This window comes from Thalassotalea litorea (assembly GCF_043642205.1).
In the GTDB taxonomy this organism is placed as follows: Bacteria; Pseudomonadota; Gammaproteobacteria; order Enterobacterales; family Alteromonadaceae; genus Thalassotalea_A; species Thalassotalea_A litorea.
On sequence record NZ_JBHZSG010000007.1, the window covers coordinates 89,298 to 106,382 of the forward strand.

General features: G+C 45.1%; 15 protein-coding genes. 5 read left to right on the forward strand and 10 right to left on the reverse strand.

The window, feature by feature from the left end:
• Positions 1-195: 195 nt before the first annotated feature.
• Genes ACHUFQ_RS05695 through lptM form a run of 6 tightly spaced genes read right to left on the reverse strand, consistent with a single transcriptional unit; the run spans position 196 to position 5,933 of the window.
• Positions 196-2,151, reverse strand: a complete 1,956-nt coding sequence (locus ACHUFQ_RS05695; RefSeq protein ID WP_394173801.1) for an alpha/beta hydrolase family protein — start codon at positions 2,149-2,151, stop codon at positions 196-198.
• A 39-nt stretch (positions 2,152-2,190) separates the two neighbouring features.
• Complete coding sequence (locus tag ACHUFQ_RS05700) at positions 2,191-2,904, reverse strand: HAD-IA family hydrolase (protein WP_394173802.1); 714 nt, start codon at positions 2,902-2,904, stop codon at positions 2,191-2,193.
• Positions 2,905-2,906: 2 nt separating this feature from the next.
• The gene (locus ACHUFQ_RS05705; protein WP_394173804.1) at positions 2,907-3,608 is read right to left on the reverse strand and encodes a DUF484 family protein; all 702 of its coding nucleotides are present in this window, start codon (positions 3,606-3,608) and stop codon (positions 2,907-2,909) included.
• On the reverse strand, positions 3,605-4,432 hold the full coding sequence (dapF, locus tag ACHUFQ_RS05710) for a diaminopimelate epimerase (protein WP_394173909.1): 828 nt from the start codon (positions 4,430-4,432) through the stop codon (positions 3,605-3,607). Before dapF ends, ACHUFQ_RS05705 begins: the two co-directional genes overlap by 4 nt.
• A gap of 48 nt (positions 4,433-4,480) precedes the next feature.
• A complete protein-coding gene (gene lysA, locus ACHUFQ_RS05715) occupies positions 4,481-5,734 on the reverse strand; it encodes a diaminopimelate decarboxylase (RefSeq protein WP_394173806.1) in 1,254 nt (417 codons plus the stop codon).
• A gap of 31 nt (positions 5,735-5,765) precedes the next feature.
• Positions 5,766-5,933, reverse strand: a complete 168-nt coding sequence (lptM, locus tag ACHUFQ_RS05720; RefSeq protein WP_394173808.1) for an LPS translocon maturation chaperone LptM — start codon at positions 5,931-5,933, stop codon at positions 5,766-5,768.
• A 155-nt stretch (positions 5,934-6,088) separates the two neighbouring features.
• Here lptM and cyaY point away from each other — a divergent pair, with 155 nt between their 5' ends.
• Genes cyaY through ACHUFQ_RS05745 form a run of 5 tightly spaced genes read left to right on the forward strand, consistent with a single transcriptional unit; the run spans position 6,089 to position 10,803 of the window.
• Positions 6,089-6,409 (forward strand): iron donor protein CyaY, encoded by a 321-nt coding sequence (gene cyaY / locus ACHUFQ_RS05725; RefSeq protein WP_394173810.1) that lies wholly within the window; start codon positions 6,089-6,091, stop codon positions 6,407-6,409.
• 15 nt (positions 6,410-6,424) lie between these two features.
• Complete coding sequence (gene hemC / locus ACHUFQ_RS05730) at positions 6,425-7,369, forward strand: hydroxymethylbilane synthase (RefSeq protein ID WP_394173812.1); 945 nt, start codon at positions 6,425-6,427, stop codon at positions 7,367-7,369.
• The gene (locus ACHUFQ_RS05735; RefSeq protein ID WP_394173814.1) at positions 7,356-8,096 is read left to right on the forward strand and encodes a uroporphyrinogen-III synthase; all 741 of its coding nucleotides are present in this window, start codon (positions 7,356-7,358) and stop codon (positions 8,094-8,096) included. The genes hemC and ACHUFQ_RS05735 overlap by 14 nt, the downstream gene beginning before the upstream one ends.
• 32 nt (positions 8,097-8,128) lie before the next feature.
• Positions 8,129-9,622 carry a uroporphyrinogen-III C-methyltransferase gene (locus tag ACHUFQ_RS05740; protein ID WP_394173816.1) on the forward strand — a complete coding sequence of 498 codons (1,494 nt, stop codon included), beginning with the start codon at positions 8,129-8,131 and terminating at the stop codon, positions 9,620-9,622.
• On the forward strand, positions 9,619-10,803 hold the full coding sequence (locus ACHUFQ_RS05745) for a heme biosynthesis HemY N-terminal domain-containing protein (protein WP_394173818.1): 1,185 nt from the start codon (positions 9,619-9,621) through the stop codon (positions 10,801-10,803). The genes ACHUFQ_RS05740 and ACHUFQ_RS05745 overlap by 4 nt, the downstream gene beginning before the upstream one ends.
• A gap of 133 nt (positions 10,804-10,936) precedes the next feature.
• Here the strand turns inward: ACHUFQ_RS05745 and ACHUFQ_RS05750 are convergent, their stop codons facing one another.
• The 4 genes from ACHUFQ_RS05750 to ACHUFQ_RS05765 all read right to left on the reverse strand — a co-directional run bounded on the left by ACHUFQ_RS05750 (position 10,937) and on the right by ACHUFQ_RS05765 (position 17,075).
• Positions 10,937-11,932 (reverse strand): HAD family hydrolase, encoded by a 996-nt coding sequence (locus ACHUFQ_RS05750; RefSeq protein WP_394173820.1) that lies wholly within the window; start codon positions 11,930-11,932, stop codon positions 10,937-10,939.
• A gap of 86 nt (positions 11,933-12,018) precedes the next feature.
• Complete coding sequence (locus ACHUFQ_RS05755; RefSeq protein ID WP_394173822.1) at positions 12,019-13,569, reverse strand: arylsulfatase; 1,551 nt, start codon at positions 13,567-13,569, stop codon at positions 12,019-12,021.
• A 247-nt stretch (positions 13,570-13,816) separates the two neighbouring features.
• A complete protein-coding gene (locus ACHUFQ_RS05760; RefSeq protein WP_394173824.1) occupies positions 13,817-15,751 on the reverse strand; it encodes an alpha/beta hydrolase domain-containing protein in 1,935 nt (644 codons plus the stop codon).
• Positions 15,752-15,920: 169 nt separating this feature from the next.
• A complete protein-coding gene (locus tag ACHUFQ_RS05765; RefSeq protein ID WP_394173826.1) occupies positions 15,921-17,075 on the reverse strand; it encodes a Kelch repeat-containing protein in 1,155 nt (384 codons plus the stop codon).
• Between the last annotated feature and the right edge of the window lie 10 nt (positions 17,076-17,085).

Below are 17,085 nucleotides of genomic sequence, written 5' to 3' on the forward strand. Positions count from 1 at the left end.
AGAAGGTAATCGCATAAGGTTTTTATTTATATTGATGAAAACTTGGCTCTAAGTGTAATCATGAATGAGACTTTAATACCAGCTTTCACCGATAAATCCCCGTAATACGGGGATAGTATGCAGTCTTAATGTGTACTTTGAATCAGAACACTCAAGAAAACGACTTATTGATGCGATATTCTGACAGGTAATTGGTTAATTACCTGCGCCATGCTCTGTAAATTGACTGCCGATATGCACCGCGAGAAAACGTTCAATTTCAATAAAGGTTTTTAGTCGGTTTTCGGTATTACTCAAATTGTGATCGCCCCCTTCGAGGCTAATAAACGTCACCTGTTTTCCGTCGTCATTGAGTTGTTCAAACATCGCTTCAGATTGTCGGAACGGGACTCTGGAGTCTCGCTTGCCATGAATCAATAGTACCGGTACGTTTATCTTCTTGGAATGCTTCAAAGGTGAGACATCCCAGAGCTGCTCAAAGTCATCGCCTATTTGCTTGAGAACGGTTTTATAATTAGTAAAGTATTGCTTTTGCTTTACTAAAGCTTCTAAGTTTGAAACTCCTGCAAAACTTACAGCGCATTGATACAGCTCTGGTGATTTAATTACGCCCATAAGCGAAGCATAACCACCATAGCTAGCGCCCAAAATACAGATGCGATTGGGATCAGCGATATTCTGTTCAATTAACCAACGAGCCCCATCTTCTACATCATCTTGCATCGCCTGTCCCCAGCCGGCCAGACCCTTGGACATGAAATCAAAACCGTATCCAGCAGATCCCCTAAAATCCATTTGCAATACAGCATAGCCTCGATTAGCTAAAAACTGACTCCAATAATCGAACCCTGCTGTTTCTTTGCTAATCGGTCCACCGTGTGGAAAAACGATGGTCGGTAAATTTTCACCATTGTTGCCTTTCGGTAAGGTTAAATAGCCCGTGATCTTCAACCCATCCCGGGCGTCATAAGCAATCTTTTTTCGTTGAACCAGAAGCTGTGGGTCAAGTTGATTATAGCGAGCACCTATCACTTCCATGGTTCTGGCTTTTCGATCGCCTAAATAATAAAGCCCTGGCTCAACATCGCTACTTGATAACACGATGTAGCGATTACTATCGGCACTAAAGTCAATCAAATAGTTCTTGTAAGCGGCTAACGTCTTATTGACTGATTTTTTCAAATCGGCGAAATCAACGCCCCAGTATTGATTACCTACACCAATTACACGTCCTGCAGCGTCGCGGCGCAAAGCACCTGAAACATCCGAATTTTCTTTGGCGTAAACTAACTCTTTAGAAAGTTCTTTGTCGTTGAGATCGACTTTAAACAGAGCGAGTTTATCCTGGTGGTAAGCTTTAACAAAAAGCACATTGGGTTCCACATCAAAGCCTAGCGGCCAGACAACATCTTCACTAAGGGTTTCAAATTTCCACAAAACCCTAAAACCATCCCGTTGTGGATGTTGCTCTAAAACTTCGACATTGCCGTCAATTCGACGTATTGCCAATCGAATATTGTGTTGTTGATCCGTGCGCCAATCATATACCCCGGCTTTAGCGCCCTGGGCCACTTTAAATTTACCTACCCCTTTGCCTCTGAGCTTTATTTTATAAACGGAGGGAGCGACATCTTCACGCATGCCGGCCAATTGCAACAGTATGTAGTCTTTTTCCGCAGGCAAGATATCAACAATTCCTGCTTGCAGTTGTGGAATATAACGCAGCTTTTCATACAGCGCTCTGGGAATGACATTATTGGTTTTTCCACTGGTAACGTTTAGTTGTAGCAAACGGGTTTCGGTAACTTGATGAGTGCCATAACGTTTTGGAAATTTGGCCGTTACCAGAAGCGTTTCATCATTGGCCCAATCTAGACCTAACAAGACAAATTTAGAATTGTCGGTAAATAAATGGTGACTCTCTTCCCCGGTATTTACATTAAAAACATTCACTATGGCGCCTTTATGCTCGCCGCCAATATTGACTATGGACGCGATAAAATCGCCATTTGGGGAAAGATCCACGCTGCTAACATCGGGTTTACTGGCAAAGGCTTCGACCGGGAGTACCGTTGCATTAGCGTAAATTGCCCCGGAAAAAGCAACCAAAAATGCCATGATTCGAGGTGCCAATTTTTGTAAATATCGCATTATCCCTCCCTGGGAATATTCTTATTATTGGATTATTAGCTAAATAAAATGTCCTAATTGCTCAACATTATCAAGCTGCATTGTTGGCAAAACGTTGAGGGGCTTTTTGGTAATGGCAAACGCTTGGTTATTGACCCAGGCGGTCTGACAGCCAGCGCGCATAGCACCAAAAATATCGGCGTGAGTGCAATCACCAACGTGCAATAGCTGCGAAGACAAAATACCAAGGTGATCGCAGGCTTGATGGAACATATCCTGTTCTGGTTTTTGCAAATTACCACCACCAGCGAAATAGGTCTGCGTAAAACAGTGACGAATACCAATATCATCGACGCTGACATTGCCATTGGAAATGGCCACTAACGGAAATTTTTGCGCCAGTTGCTCTAGCAGGGTAATCACTGGCTTTGCAACGTTAAGGTTATTTCGGTGACGCAGAAAAAATGCAAATGCATCTTGCGCTTTTTGTTGGGCAAGCGCTGGTGAAAATCCAAGTTCAGTCAGGCCTAACGTTAATGTTGCCAGTCGCAGGGCGGTAACATCATGACGTAGTTGGGGGTGTTGTTGCAGGATGGTTCGACGTTGTTGCCACCAAAAATTGACCGGTAGTTCTACGGTTTTTGGTAGCAGTGTCTGCAAATGTTGGCGCAGTGCTTTTTCGGCGCGGGTTATCACCGGATGATTATCATAAAGGGTATCATCCAGATCAAAACTCAGGGCGGTAAAGGGTTGTAAACGTCGATAAAAGCGCACAATTATTTGCAGGTGTTAAATTTAGTCATAATCAGTTTAGCCACTAAATGGCGAAACTGTTCCAGTAATAAGGTGTCGATTCCCGGATAAAAATGCTCGACATCTTTTGCGAAAAACGCGATAAATCCCATGTCACGCCCCTGGTGCTGTAACCGGACCAGACAGCTGGACCCGGTTTCTTCATCGGGAAACAGAAACGCCTGCTGGGCCGCTGTTAACCGACCAAAAAAATAGTTGTCGCTACCAAATTTATCGGCATATTGCACAATCGGAATATCGTCGATCAAAATATCATGACTCAGGCTGTGCTTTGCGTTGAATTCGGTTTTGTATAACACCAACCGAATATCGCTCAACTCAAGCAGTCTTTTTGTCGTCTCTTGCAGGTAATCGCAAAATACCGAGAATTGCTCTGCCCCGATGAGATTTAAGTATAAATCATTAAAAATCGTTAACAGACGATCATTTTGATTCGCAACCGTTAGCAATTGGGTGATTTCCTCTTCCAGCAATTGCACTTTTTGACGCAATAATTGCTGCTGTCGCTCAACCAGTGAAATGGTGCCACGCCTTTCATCCTGTAATGGCAAGGCAGTTAACAACTCCGGATGGCGGGCAAAAAAATTGTGATCCGATTGCAGGAATTCCAGGACTAATTCATCGTCCAGCTGGGTGACATCAAACGTGATCGGTGTCTGGCTCATAACGCTAAGGTTCCATCAAAAACATGCTTAGCCGGGCCGGTCATTTTTACCGGATGTCCCGGTCCTTTCCAGTAAATCTTCAATTTACCGCCCGGTAGCTCAACGGTGACATTATTGGCCAGTTTTTCCTGAATAACGCCGATAACAACAGCGGCGCAGGCGCCACTGCCACAGGCTAAGGTTTCTGCCGCGCCACGTTCGTATACGCGCAACTTAACGTATTTTGGAGATTGAATTTCCATAAAGCCAACATTGGCATGTTCGGGAAAACGTTCATGCTCGGATAACGCTTTGCCTAACGTCGCGACGGGAGCGTCGGCAACGGAATCGACTTCCAGAACACAGTGAGGATTGCCCATGGATACCGCGCCGCAAAATACGGTTTGTTCATCGGTGCGAAGGATGTAGGTACCTTCCTGTTTTTGTGCGGTAAATGGAATTTTTGCTGGCTCTAAATTTGGTACTGGCATCGAAACGGTTACCAGACCGTCACGTTCGACATGCAGGGTCATCTTTCCTGAAGACGTAGAGACCTTAATCTTGTTTTTATTGGTCAGGCCTTTCATCCGCACAAAGCGGGCAAAACAACGCGCACCATTGCCACATTGACTCACTTCACTGCCGTCGGCATTAAATATCCGATAATGAAAATCTAAATCCGGATCATAAGGAGGCTCCACCACCAATAACTGGTCAAAACCGATACCAAAATTACGATCGGCGAATTCACGTATTTGGTCATTGGAGAGAAATACATTTTGGGTGACATTATCTAAGACCATAAAGTCATTGCCCAGGCCATGCATTTTCGAAAAATTCACCATATTTTGCTTATTGTGTCTCAACTTGCCAATTCCTTCATAGTCGGCCCGTTAAGGCAGGCAATGTTCGCCTTTGATTAAATCGTTAAACGATTCCCGTTCGCGGATCACAAAACTGTGTTCACCGTCGACCATCACCTCGGCAGCGCGAGGACGGGAATTGTAATTCGAACTCATGGTAAAACCATATGCACCGGCGCTGCGAACCGCCAGTAAATCGCCAGCCATAATCGCCAGAGCGCGATCCTTGCCGATAAAATCTCCGGTTTCACATACCGGGCCAACCACATCATATGTTTGTGTTGGCGTGTTTGGGTTTTGTTCAACTTCGACGATTTCCTGCCATGCCTGATATAACGCTGGGCGGATTAAATCGTTCATCGCCGCATCGACAATGGCAAAATGCTTGTCTTCGTTGGTTTTTAAAAACTCGACTTCGGTCACCAGAATACCGGCATTGGCCATTATTGCTCGTCCCGGTTCGTAAACGACTTTAATGTCACGATCTTTAAGTTTAGTCGCCAAGGCCGCCACGTACTCCGAAGGGCTTGGTGGATGTTCGCCCTGATAGTCAACGCCAAGGCCACCTCCAACATCGATATGCGAGAGTTTTATGCCATGTTCCGCCAGATTATCAACGAGCAATAACACCCGATCTAAGGCGTCGAGAAATGGCTTAATTTCGGTCAACTGGGAACCGATGTGGCAATCTACCCCTTGTATATCCAAATACGGCAATTGCGCCGCTAATTGATAAATACGCAGAGCCTCTTTGACTGGCACACCAAATTTATTATCTTTCAATCCTGTTGAAATATAGGGATGCGTTCCGGCATCGACATCCGGGTTAACTCGCAATGAAATCGGCGCTTTGGTTTGCATCGATTCAGCCACCGCATGGATGCGGGCAATTTCAGCTTCCGATTCGACGTTAAAACAATGAATACCCGCTTGCAGGGCATATCGAATCTCATCACTGGTTTTACCGACACCAGAAAAAACCACTTTGCTGGCATCGCCACCGGCTTTTAACACCCGCGCCAGTTCACCACCAGAGACAATATCAAAACCACTGCCCATTCGAGCCAATAGATTTAAAATGCCGATATTTGAGCTGGCTTTTACGGCATAGCAAATCAGGTGATCTAAACCTGCAGATTTATTGGCATCAGCAAAAGCACGATAATGACGTTCAATGGTCGCTTTCGAGTATACGTACAAAGGCGTACCATATTGCTTAGCTAAATCGGCTACCGGGCATTGTTCTGCATAAAGGTGTTGTTGCTGACGTTGAAAAAAATCCATGTCTGATTCCTGAATAAAACGTTTTCAATCGCTATTGTTTGGATTGGTCTTGAGATTGTGTTTGTTGTTTTTCGTTATTCTTTTTTGCATCCGCAGGTGTCTGGTATAACGCACCCTTCTGACCACAGCCAGAAATCAGCAAAACAAGGCCGGTTAAGATAACAAAAGTCGTTTTTTTATTCAGCATTTTCTTAAACATAATGGTGATAAGATAGAGGATTAGTATCGCTTTAATGGGTTTGTCGCTTTATAATCGCATGCTAAGCGGTAAATACAAGTCCAAGCAATGATTTAAATACGTAAATAGAGATTATTTACGGGCATTTAAGCAACGAATTAAGGTAAGAGTCGAAGATGAATGACAGCCAATACAATTTAATGGCCGACGATATGTTACTGGCCATCGAAGATGCCATTGAAGAATGTCCTGTGGACATCGATTACGAAAGCGTTGGCGGCCTGCTGACACTGGCGTTTGCCAACGGCACGAAAATCATCATCAATAAACAACCGCCTTTGCATGAAATTTGGGTCGCCACTAAATTTAATGGCCACCACTTTGAATTTAACGATGAACAGTGGCTTGATAAACGCTCGGGTGATGAGTTCTGGTCCTTTTTATCTAAGGCCGTGAGCATCCAGGCGGATGCTGACGTTCTTCTGGCCAGCGAATAGATTAGGGTCCCTGATATGTCTAAATCTGCGTCTCAACAAGTATTACGTATTGCCACCCGAAAAAGCGCATTGGCAATGTGGCAGGCGGAATATGTCAAAGCCCGTCTGGAACACTTTCATCCTGACTTAACCGTGGAATTGCTGCCTATGGTGACCAAAGGCGATATCATTCTGGATTCGCCATTGGCGAAGGTGGGCGGCAAAGGTTTATTTGTCAAAGAGCTGGAAGTTGCCATGCTCGAAGGTCGTGCGGATATCGCCGTGCATTCAATGAAAGATGTCCCGGTGGATTTTCCCGAAGGCCTTGGGCTGGAAGTTATCTGTGAGCGCGAAGATCCCAGAGATGCCTTTGTTTCTAACCATTTTGAAAATATTGATGCCTTGCCCGAAGGGGCGATTGTTGGCACCTCGAGTCTGCGTCGGCAATGTCAGCTAAAAGCGATGCGCCCGGATCTAGTGATTAAAGATTTGCGCGGCAATGTGAATACCCGTTTAGCCAAGCTCGATAATGGCGATTACGATGCCATTATTCTTGCGGCAGCTGGTTTGATTCGTCTGGAAATGCCAGAGCGAATTCGACAAACCATTGAACCAGAAATCATGTTACCTGCAAATGGTCAGGGTGCTGTTGGGATTGAGTGTCGCATTGACGATCAACGCGTTAAACAATTACTGGCTCCTTTAGAGCATCAACAAACGCGCATTCGTGTACTCGCAGAGCGAGCGATGAACACCCAGTTACAGGGTGGGTGTCAGGTTCCTATCGGCGGTTTCGCTCTGATTCATGATTCTCATTTGTTTCTTCGTGGCTTAGTCGGCAGGCCCGATGGTTCAGAAATGATTGAAGCGCAAATCTCTGGCGATATTAGTGAAGCGGAAAAGCTCGGGCAAGTATTAGCCGATGAGTTGTTGGCAAGTGGCGCCAAAGCCATTCTTGAAGAGCTGTATGCGAAAGACTGATCTGAATATTCTGCTCACTCGACCTATTGATAAATCCCAATCATTGGCGCGGGAGTTAGAACCTCTCGCGCAGCATATTGAAATTCAACCGCTATTCTCATACCAGCACCATGCCGATTGTGCAGCGCTAACCGCGGCAATTACACAACGCCCCCAACATATCATCTTTGTCAGCGAAGCGGCCGCTAAATTTGCCCTGCAAACCTGCGCTCCTGATATCTGGCCAAACAATAGCCTTTATTATGCCGTGGGACCAGCCACCGCAAAAGCCCTGGCGCCTATTACATCAAACCTTTATACCGGGCAGACTTTTGATAGCGAAGGGTTACTGGCTTTGCCTTCTCTGCAACGGGTAAACGATCAAAACATATTGATCATCCGTGGTAACGGTGGTCGTGAACATTTAGCGCAAACACTTAGGCAAAGACAGGCAAATGTTGCCTATAATGAAGTATACCAGCGCCAGTGGCTGTCTCTTGATGCTGTACAACTTATTGAAAAATGGCGAAAACTTAAAATTAATTGTATGGTAGTTACCAGTGAAGCGCTATTAGATAAAGCGGTAGCGCTATTTGCAAATACCGATACCTTGTTTAAGCAGGAAATTTGCTGGGTAGTAGCCAGCGAACGCATTGCCGAGAAAGCGAAAAAATACCAGTTAAGCCGGGTAGTCAATGCCGGTGGCGCAAGTAACCGATTAATTGTTCAGGCCATAGCGGCCATGTAACAGCAAGCCTGATTCGTCCTTGGATGTAATTTATGACCGAAAAAGACAAGAAAACTCAAGATAGTACGGCTAAAGATGGCAGTACGCCGTCTACAACCAAGACTAACCAAGCACAAGCTAGTGGCAAAGACTCACCACAGAAAACGTCTGGCCATTCCACCAAAGTCAATGCCGCTGATGCCGCAAAAATCGCCGCGCAAGCCAAAGCACAGGCGAAACCCTCAGCCTCTGCAGATAAATCGAAACAAGGTTCGCCTGGTAACCAATCGCAGCCAAGTGGGGAATCTAAAGCCCGCTCTGCAAGTAGCAGCGTAACATCGCCTCGAAAAGCTGGCCGTTCAAGCTCTGGCTCCAGCAAAGAAACGATTCAATCAAAATCATCTAGCGAAAAAAGCACGGGCGTATCCAAAACCGGTTTGTTAGCGCTATTGGTTGCTTTGGCTGCAGCTGGTGGTGTGGGCGGATTGTATTATTATCAGCAACAACAGCTGCAGGCGTTAACGGAACGACTCAATGATAAGATTGAATCGGAGCAACAGACTAACAGTCAACGAATGTCTCAGGATGTCGAAGCTCAAATCGACGCCCTTAAGCAAGCCAGTCAGCAGAACAATCGTGAACTTGCCAATCAATTAACCGATAAAAATGATCAACAGCAACAAGCATTGTTGCAACAGGTAGAGCAATTAGAAGGTAAAATTTCGCGCATCACAGCTCAACAACCGAGTAATTGGCGGGTATACGAAGCGGAATATCTGTTACGTATGGCAGCTCGGGTGATTTGGCTGGAGCATGATGTTAATACGGCTTTATCGTTATTAAACGATGCTGATGCAAGGCTGGCATCGATGAAGCAGTCGCGTTTTTTGCCCATTCGCAAGTTGATTCGTGAAGATATGCAGATGTTAAATCAACTGCCGCAGGACAAATCTCAGGACATAATACTCGCACTTCTGGCCTTGAGCGATAGTACGGATTCACTGGTGATTAAAGGTGCGGATAAAAAAGTGGAAGTGCCGCCACAAGAACAGGAATTAAGCGACGACATTTCAGACTGGGAGAGAAATCTGCGCATTAGCTGGGAACGCTTTGTCGCCGATTTTATTCGAGTCAGAGATAAAAACGATCAAGACGAGCCGCTGATGGCGCCGCAATATCAGCAACACCTGCTGCAAAACTTGCAATTGAAACTGCAAATTAGCCAGTGGGCGGTGACTCAACAAGAACAACAACTGTACCAAAAAAGTCTCGACGACGTTGAACAGTGGCTGGATAAATATTTCGCCAAAAACAATGATGCCAACAAAGCCTTTGTTAGTGAAATTTCGAATTTGAAAGCAGAAGAGATTGCCATAGATTATCCTCAGAACTTACGTTCACAACAGGCTTTGCGGGAAATGTTGGATCAAAACTTTTCCGCTTCAACCCGAACGACAAGTGACTCAGAAAAACCCACAACCGCGGCATCGAAATCGGAGCAGCAGGATACAACAACCTCTCCTGACGATAAGGCAGGTGAGCAATGATACGTTTTATTATCATCCTGATCCTAGTTCTGATTGTTACCGCGTTTAGCTATCTGCTCATTGATCAAAAAGGCTATATCCTGATCACCATGGGTGACCTGATATACGAAGCGACAGTTTTTGGCTTTGTCACATTGCTCGCGCTCTCCATGATGGTCCTTTATGGTCTGTATTTGCTTATTCGTGGCGTCTTTAGAACATCTGGCAAAGCCTGGCATTTCATTGCTCATGGTAGTGAAGAAAAAGCCATGCGCTTGTATGAACAAGGCTTAGCAGCTTATCTGGTGGAGGATTTCGCAAAAGCAGAAAAGCTGCTGGTAAAAAGTGCGCCTAAATCCTCAATGACCAATACCGCCTGGCTATTTGCCGCCAGTGCAGCCAATAAACAGAATATGACGGAATCTGCCAAGCAGTATTTACGTCATATTGCCGAAAATACCGAGGGTGAAGAAAAACTCAATTACGAAGCCCTGCTGGTGGCTGGAAAGTTAAATCTTGACGACGCTGAATTTAGTCAGGCCAGACAATTAATCGATAAAAATAAAGACAGGGTTGGCCACAAAGGCCGAATGCTGAGTCTGGATATCGAAGTGTGTCTCCATGAAAAACGATATCTACAAGCCATTGAATATTTGCGCGATGCTCGCAAGGATAAAGCGATTGACGATACTCAAATTGAGCAGTGGGAAACCCTTGCGTTTACCGGTTATTTTCAAGAACTGATTAGTGAACACAGCGTCCATGATGTCGAGCAGTATTTTAGTAACCTGAGCCGCAAAGAGCGCAACCGGGAAAGTATTATTCTGGCCTATGCAAATGTACTAGGTGAACATGGCCTGACCGACAAATTGGAAGATTTGGTCTTGCCATTACTGAAAAAACAGCCGAGTCAGGCGTTCATCAATGGTTTGAAAGATATTTCCATGCCGCATAGCCCGAAAGTTATGACGGCAATTCAGAAGCATTTACAAAAAGAGCCGGACGATCCGGTTTGGCTTAGTGCCTTTGCTTACGCTTGCGTTGCCAGCCGTGATTGGGAAAAAGCCCGTAAGGCGTTCGTGTCTTTATTGAAAGTCAGACAGCTACCTGATGACCTGCAGGCTTATGCCAAAGTATTACAAACCTTAGGTGAACATGAACAGGCGAATAGGGTTTACCAGGAAATAATGGCACAAGCGTAGCAAGTGCCATTATTTGAAGGTGACAGGCTCGAACTGAAGTTTTTGATAGGGTGACAATGGCGAACTGGAGTTCTTGATAGGGTGGATTGGGCTGCACGTCCACCTTCCACTTCTACCCTAATTCCCAGATGACTCAATCATTTGGGAAGACGACTTTCCAATCTTTTTTCATATCCACGATTATCCAACCATCACCCTTATGCTCGGTGGCATAATCAAGGCCTTTATTCAATGAACCTATATGCGAGTCTCGATCATAAGCCCATTCACGCTCTTTATCGGTATGGTGAATATACACGGCAAGGCGTTTACCAGAACCTGCCATGGTATATTGCATCATCGCCAGATCGCCATCGGAATTACCAAAGGCAACTAATGGCCGCCGACCAATATGAGCGTCAATACCTATAGGCTTACCCTCTTTATCGTTAATAAAATCAACTTCTGCCAAACGGTTAATATGCGTACTGCCATCGTCATTGAATACAAACGTTTTCTCGATGCTCGAACCAATTACCTGCTCTGGCGGAATACCATAAACGTCTTCGGCCCAGACTCGTAAAAAATCGATACCACCACCACTGACAATGTAAGTTTTAAAGCCATTGGCACGCAGATAATCGAGTACTTCGAGCATAGGTTGATATACCATATCGGTGTACTTTCGCCCCGTTGTTGGATGTTTTGCCGTGGACAGCCAATCCTTGGCCGCTTGCATAAATGCTTCTTGAGACATGTTTGCATGCGAGGCAAACAATAATTTTGCTAAATCTTCGTGACTGGCGAGTGCGGTTTTTAAGTCACCGGCTAATGCGGATTTAAATGGCTCTTCGGTTTTCCATTCAGGGTGTTCCGATTGCAATACCTTGAGCCTGTCCAGCGCAAACAACAGCTGAAAATACATCGGCTGTTCGGCCCACAAGGTTCCATCATTATCAAATACCGCAACTCGTTGCTGTGGGTCTACAAAATTCGGGCCCTGAGTCGTTACGGATTGAACAAAATCCACTAAGCGTTGTTTCGACTCGGTATTCGACCAGGAAGGTAAATCGGTTTGCGCCCAAATGCTGGTGGCAAGCATCATACTAACTAGCACCAGGCATCGTAACAATAGATATGTCGCTTTCATAAATTGGCCTAATAGTTAACAATCAAACACATAACAAATAAAAAAGTGAACCGGAGTTCACTTTTTTAGGTTTCAGTTAGGGGGTGCTATTTACTACCACCACCTTCTTGTAACTTCTCCATCACCTGATCCAGACTAAAGCTGGCGGCTTTTTGACTTGGTGGGTACTCTTTAAACGTTTCTAAAAATTTACCCACATAGGCTTGTGCGGGAACCAATAGATACGCACGGTCGAGCATCCAGTCATAATAGGTATTAGAGGTTTTTTGAGCACGTTCAAATGGGTCACGACGCAAGTTGAAAATCAATGGTACACGGAGTGGTGTAAACGGGTTCGCCCAAATCTCCAGTGTTTCTTCAACTCGTTGTTCCATAAAGATGATCTTCCATTCATCATAACGAAGTGCAGACAAATCGCCATCATCGGTAAAGTAGAAAATCTCTTTACGCGGTGACTCCTCGCTCTTACCTGTTAGAAGGTCCATGATGTTATAACCATCTAAATGGTTTTTATAGTTACGACCAATGGCTTTATAGCCATCTAATAACTCTTCTTTAATGTCTTCTTCACCAGCCATTGCCGCAAAGGTTGGTAACCAGTCCATATGATGCACGATTTCATTGCTGATGCTACCTGGCTTAATTTTTCCAGGCCAGCGAACCATAGCCGGTACTCTCCAACCACCTTCCCAGTTAGTGTTCTTCTCACCACGGAACGGCGTCATTGCTGCATCAGGCCAGGTGTTCATATGCGGGCCATTATCGGTTGAATAAAAGACGACGGTATTGTCTTCGATATCGAGTTCTTCGAGTTTATCCAGGAAGAGTCCGATATGACTGTCGTGCTCCATCATACCAATCTGGTATTCATTGTATTTGGCATTTTTCGGATCATTCATTAGCTCGTCTTTCACGTGCGTACGAAAGTGCATCCGGGTACCGCTCCACCAAACAAAGAATGGCTTATCCGCTTTTACTGCCTTTTCCATAAACTTGATCGCTGCCGCTGCTGTTTCTTCATCGACGGTTTCCATCCGCTTTTTGGTCAGTGGGCCAGTATCTTCGATTTTGCCATCTGCGCTGGATTTAATCACACCACGAGGGCCGAACTTCTTGCGAAATTCCGGGTCTTTAGGATAATCACGATTTTCTGGCTCTTCTTCGGCATTTAAGTGATACAAATTGCCAAAGAACTCGTCAAAACCATGATTGGTCGGTAAATGTTCGTCTTTATCACCGAGGTGGTTTTTCCCGAACTGACCCGTCATATAGCCCTGTTCTTTCAATACCGCAGCAATCGTGACATCTTTTTCTGTCATACCCAGATCTGCACCAGGTAATCCGACTTTGGAAAGGCCGGTACGAAACACACTCATTCCGGTAATAAACGAAGAACGACCAGCAGTACAGGATTGTTCACCATAGTAATCAGTGAATCGCATGCCTTCATTCGCAATCTTGTCGATATTCGGCGTTTGATACCCCATCATTCCATCGGAATACGCACTGATGTTCCATATCCCCACATCATCACCCCATACGACCAGGATATTGGGTTTATCCGCGGCAAGCGCAACTATGGATGAGAGTGAGAGTGCAGCGGTTGCTGCAAATTTAGTTAACCATTTATTAGGCATATGTTCGATCCTCAAAAATCGATTTTAGATTCCAGGATCCGTTTGCCTTTCAATAGCACGATGATGGCGAATCTCACACAAGAATGATGTCAGATTTGGTATTCCATCATCCTTGAAAGAGAAACAGACTCAGAAAAAGTCTAGTTGAAGATTTAACAATTTCATCAATATAAGCAGAAATTATGCATTTTTTCGTAGATTATTTAGATGCTTACTCATGACAGCGACGCATTCTGTCATATTCTGGTTACTTTTCTGTCGCCATGCTCCAGTCCCAGAATTGACTTGCCTGAGTTTTAATTTTGGATTTGTCACGCGGTAATACAAAACCTTCTTTTATGGAAACATCGGTCATTTCTGAGATATGACGCAGATAATGCTGCTTGTTTGGATAACGTTTTAATACACGCTCTTTCGGCCATTTATACACACTACCGCGAAAATCGACCATTTCATTCCCGGCAAATATTCCAAATCTAAGCGACCAGGGTAAAAATGTTGCAATGGGTGCGGTGATTAACGGATGACGAATGCCACCGAGTTCATTGCCATTGCTGTCAACCTTAGGAACCGGAGGGACAATTTCCGCCATAATAAGTGGTGGGTTATTGTCAATAATACCCTGTTCATTAAACTGTTTACCATAGTCCACTTCGTAGGCCGTATGAGGCTTGTAAGGTTTTGCGATCGTAAGCCACTCTGGTAATTGATAATGCGAGAAATTGGTTAAGGTTTGGTTCGAATAACTTGGATACTGACTCGCTGGAGGGGTATCTTGGTCTATGACCCAATTCGATAAATGTCCCAATAACGCGCGTAACTGTGGGAAAAAATTAATGGGGTTACCGCGATATAAATTTTCATCTTCACCAACAGAGATCAAATCATCATGGGACTGAACAAAGTGCTGGGCTGATGATAAATGATAGATGCGCTCATTTTTTAATGGCTTAACATCATAAATACCATTGCTATGAATTAAACCGGCCGCACGCCCCCAGTATTCATAACCTGAATTGGTGTAAAAGATTTTAGGATAGTAGGCTTCATGATAGCGCTTCAGCAACCCATCTTTTTTGCGGGTGATCTGCGAGCGAAGCTGCTCACTTGCAAATGGAAATATATCGGTTGGATAGAAAAATGCAGACATTCGATGACCATCACGAGATGGCTGCGCAAATCTATGATTGAAACTGCCGCGACCCGCGCCGGCGGTATGCACTAACATACCATCAAACGCCAATTGTCCAAGCTCAGTTTCGTTGAAACCCTGATACAGAAATTGACGTAAAAATCGTCCCGTTTGCGATACGCCAAAGGCCATAGTTTTCGGGGCATAATAGGGACTTATCTCATTTTTCAGGTATTCCCCGGTATCGCGGATTATGCCTAAGCCAATGCCACTAACCTGAGGATTTCTAGTGGGATATACCAGCTCGTAGATGCCGGGTTGAAAGTCGCCGATAATGATCTTACCGTCAGATGTTAATTGCCAACGCTCTTTGCTCACCACCACTTTTAAATTGTCCCGGCCTTCTCTTCGGGTTAGCCAGGCTTGATCTTTTTTACTTAGATCGATGGGATAAATTGCTTCAATGCCGGACTTGTGAGCTACGGAAAGCTTTGAATGCGGTGTGTCTAAGGTCCAGTCACTGCGTGCAAACCCCTCAATACCGTCTAAAACCGGTAAATCGGCCCGCATCACATTGGCTCCGGGGCTAACATCCCCTTGCCAGCCTACCCAGACCAGCGATAATCCAAGGCTTTGGATGTAATTATCCCCGAGTAAATCTGTACGGTCTGGGTTTTTACTCGCCTGGGCAAAATTAAAATACCTTAACGCTGCTTTCGAACCACGATTACTTACTTCCACCAGTGCACCGCGACGCTGTTTCGGATCTTTGGCTTGAATGATAAAAAAATTGGCGCTGGCTTCTACTTTGCCGCGCTGATTGGTGGGGGCTAATTTGAGATCGTTGATAGCCTGATTGGCACTATGTTGGGGATCAAATTCAAAGTGAAATTTTCCAGAAATCGCCTGATAGGTCTCGCCCTGTATGTTAAATTCTTTGCGCGAATCCACGGTCTGTTTGACTAGCTCGGCCTGAGTGACGGGACTGGCAATGACCATCATAAACGCAGCAATCAGCAGGGTAATAAAACGAGGGTTTTTAGTATGCATCCTGGAAAAATTCCTTATTTTAACCAGAGTCTGCTAACCTCAATTGATTAATAAAACCCGGGTGAATTGTCTGAAACTGAAATCGGCATTACGTTGATAAAAACTGTAACAAAAACAAGCGACAAAGAAAACAACATCGATAACGAAAATGCTTGGATCTGCGGCGACATTATTCGGGCTTAGGTAATTCCAAAATCTCGACATTATTCAACACTTTCTGGTTGCTATTCATGCCGCCAATAGTAAGTAAATGCTCACCAACGGTGATCAAGCCGCGATGATCCATGGTTGCAGGATTGGCATCGCCGGCTGTGATGACTTGCCAATGGCTATCTTTTGCAGAATACAACCAGATATCCCCATTGGCTTTGGAAGGTACACCGTTATAACCCACGCCATTATAATTGTATGGGTTTTCAGAACCACCAACAAAAACAAAATGGCTATTGGTGGCCCCTGCCGCCATCCGGTAGCGACCATACCCCGTCGGGTGGGGAATGAGTCGCCAGTCGATATCTAGCGGGTTTTTATCATCAATAATACCGCTAAGGCATTGCCCTTCAGGCGCATATTCTCGGCGAGCGTTAAGTTTAGGTACGACTTTGACACCGTCACAAATGATCATATGACCCCCTATGATCGCACCCGCATGGCCAAACACTGGCTGGCCAAGAAAAGGCGAAGCCTGCTGCCAACTGTCGGTTAAAATATCATAAACCTGCACCAAATTGACATTGCCTGCATTATGCCAGCCACTGACCAGGTATATATAGCGCTGTTGATATACCAGAGCGACGCTATCATCCACGGGAACCGGCATAGGGGCTAAGCGTTTGTATCTGTCATGGCGAATATCATAACGAAAAACATCCGGGCTAGAAATTTCCGAATGGTCTTTGGCAACCGTATAACCGCCAAATAAATAAGCATATTCATTAACACCAACGGCGACACTGGCCAAACGTCCGGGCAAACTTAAACTGGCGGGCACCGAAGCAATGGATTGCCACGTCGAGTCACCAATTTTTAAGGCCAAGGCTCTATTGTGGACATCCTTGTAGGTTTTTCCAGCGCCGAGTCCCATAAAACTGATCAGGTATTCTCCATCTGGATTACTCACCTTTGCAACCGCATTGTTGGTTACGGGTTCTGGCAATGCGGGTAGTGAAAAGTGATCATCGGCCAGAACCTGGTGTTGCAGACTCAGCGCAAAGATAAACGCAACGTTAGCGAATCGACGGCTGTTTTTTAATGCGCCGCATATTGCGCCGCTTGCGCGTGTAAACACGGTTACCATCGACCTTGAGGCTAATACTGAGTTCATTGTATGCTCC

Excerpts from the sequence above, each read along its gene's own strand:
- ACHUFQ_RS05695 (WP_394173801.1), bottom strand. The coding sequence starts at position 2,151 with ATGCGATATTTACAAAAATTGGCACCTCGAATCATGGCATTTTTGGTT.
- ACHUFQ_RS05705 (WP_394173804.1), bottom strand. The coding sequence starts at position 3,608 with ATGAGCCAGACACCGATCACGTTTGATGTCACCCAGCTGGACGATGAA.
- dapF (WP_394173909.1), bottom strand. The coding sequence starts at position 4,432 with ATGGTGAATTTTTCGAAAATGCATGGCCTGGGCAATGACTTTATGGTC.
- lysA (WP_394173806.1), bottom strand. The coding sequence starts at position 5,734 with ATGGATTTTTTTCAACGTCAGCAACAACACCTTTATGCAGAACAATGC.
- lptM (WP_394173808.1), bottom strand. The coding sequence starts at position 5,933 with ATGTTTAAGAAAATGCTGAATAAAAAAACGACTTTTGTTATCTTAACC.
- cyaY (WP_394173810.1), top strand. The coding sequence starts at position 6,089 with ATGAATGACAGCCAATACAATTTAATGGCCGACGATATGTTACTGGCC.
- hemC (WP_394173812.1), top strand. The coding sequence starts at position 6,425 with ATGTCTAAATCTGCGTCTCAACAAGTATTACGTATTGCCACCCGAAAA.
- ACHUFQ_RS05735 (WP_394173814.1), top strand. The coding sequence starts at position 7,356 with ATGCGAAAGACTGATCTGAATATTCTGCTCACTCGACCTATTGATAAA.
- ACHUFQ_RS05740 (WP_394173816.1), top strand. The coding sequence starts at position 8,129 with ATGACCGAAAAAGACAAGAAAACTCAAGATAGTACGGCTAAAGATGGC.
- ACHUFQ_RS05745 (WP_394173818.1), top strand. The coding sequence starts at position 9,619 with ATGATACGTTTTATTATCATCCTGATCCTAGTTCTGATTGTTACCGCG.
- ACHUFQ_RS05750 (WP_394173820.1), bottom strand. The coding sequence starts at position 11,932 with ATGAAAGCGACATATCTATTGTTACGATGCCTGGTGCTAGTTAGTATG.
- ACHUFQ_RS05755 (WP_394173822.1), bottom strand. The coding sequence starts at position 13,569 with ATGCCTAATAAATGGTTAACTAAATTTGCAGCAACCGCTGCACTCTCA.
- ACHUFQ_RS05760 (WP_394173824.1), bottom strand. The coding sequence starts at position 15,751 with ATGCATACTAAAAACCCTCGTTTTATTACCCTGCTGATTGCTGCGTTT.
- ACHUFQ_RS05765 (WP_394173826.1), bottom strand. The coding sequence starts at position 17,075 with ATGAACTCAGTATTAGCCTCAAGGTCGATGGTAACCGTGTTTACACGC.